The sequence below is a fragment of the Castellaniella caeni NBRC 101664 genome (assembly GCF_001592225.1).
Lineage (GTDB): Bacteria > Pseudomonadota > Gammaproteobacteria > Burkholderiales > Burkholderiaceae_B > Castellaniella > Castellaniella caeni.
Map to the genome: position 1 here is coordinate 1 of NZ_BCWN01000051.1, position 1199 is coordinate 1199.

At 63.1% G+C, this 1199-nt stretch carries 1 protein-coding gene; it reads left to right on the plus strand.

The window, feature by feature from the left end:
• The first annotated feature begins 2 nt into the window (after positions 1-2).
• Positions 3-1193, plus strand: a complete 1191-nt coding sequence (tuf, locus tag CCA01S_RS15040; RefSeq protein WP_066459946.1) for an elongation factor Tu — start codon at positions 3-5, stop codon at positions 1191-1193.
• Positions 1194-1199 lie beyond the last annotated feature (6 nt).

The following is a 1199-nucleotide window of genomic DNA, read 5'->3' on the forward strand; positions in this document are numbered from 1 at the left end:
TCATGGCAAAAGGTAAGTTTGAACGGACCAAACCGCACGTCAACGTAGGCACGATTGGTCACGTTGACCACGGCAAGACGACCCTGACGGCGGCCATCACCACGGTGCTGGCCAAGGCGATGGGCGGCGAAGCCAAGGGCTACGACCAGATTGACAACGCGCCCGAAGAAAAGGCGCGCGGCATCACCATCAACACCTCGCACGTGGAATACGAGACGGCCAACCGCCACTACGCGCACGTTGACTGCCCGGGCCACGCCGACTACGTCAAGAACATGATCACGGGTGCCGCGCAGATGGACGGCGCGATCCTGGTGGTGTCGGCCGCTGACGGCCCGATGCCGCAAACGCGCGAGCACATCCTGCTGGCGCGCCAGGTGGGCGTGCCCTACATCATCGTGTTCCTGAACAAGTGCGACATGGTCGACGATGAAGAGCTGCTCGAGCTGGTCGAGATGGAAGTGCGCGAACTGCTGTCGAAGTACGACTTCCCGGGCGACGACACGCCGATCATCAAGGGTTCGGCCAAGCTGGCGCTCGACGGCGACGAAGGCCCGCTGGGCGCGCAGGCGATCATGCAGCTGGCCGAAGCGCTGGACAGCTACATCCCCACGCCCGAGCGCGCGGTGGACGGCACGTTCCTGATGCCGGTGGAAGACGTGTTCTCGATCTCGGGTCGCGGCACGGTGGTGACGGGCCGCGTCGAGCGCGGCATCATCAAGGTGGGCGAGGAAATCGAGATCGTCGGTATCCACGACACGCTCAAGACCACCTGCACGGGTGTGGAGATGTTCCGCAAGCTGCTCGACCAAGGTCAGGCGGGCGATAACGTGGGCATCCTGCTGCGCGGCACCAAGCGCGAAGAAGTCGAGCGCGGCCAAGTGCTGGCCAAGCCCGGTTCGATCCACCCGCACACGAACTTCACGGCCGAGGTCTACATTCTGTCCAAGGAAGAAGGCGGTCGTCACACGCCGTTTTTCAAGGGCTATCGTCCGCAGTTCTACTTCCGCACGACCGACGTGACGGGCACCATCGAGCTGCCGGCCGACAAGGAAATGGTGCTGCCGGGTGACAACGTCTCGATGACGGTGAACCTGATTGCCCCGATCGCCATGGAAGAAGGCCTGCGCTTCGCCATCCGCGAAGGTGGTCGCACCGTGGGTGCCGGCGTCGTCGCCAAAATCATCAAGTAATTGATG

What these genes read in the sequence shown, in the direction of transcription:
- tuf (WP_066459946.1), top strand. Translation starts at nt 3, where the DNA reads ATGGCAAAAGGTAAGTTTGAACGGACCAAACCGCACGTCAACGTAGGC.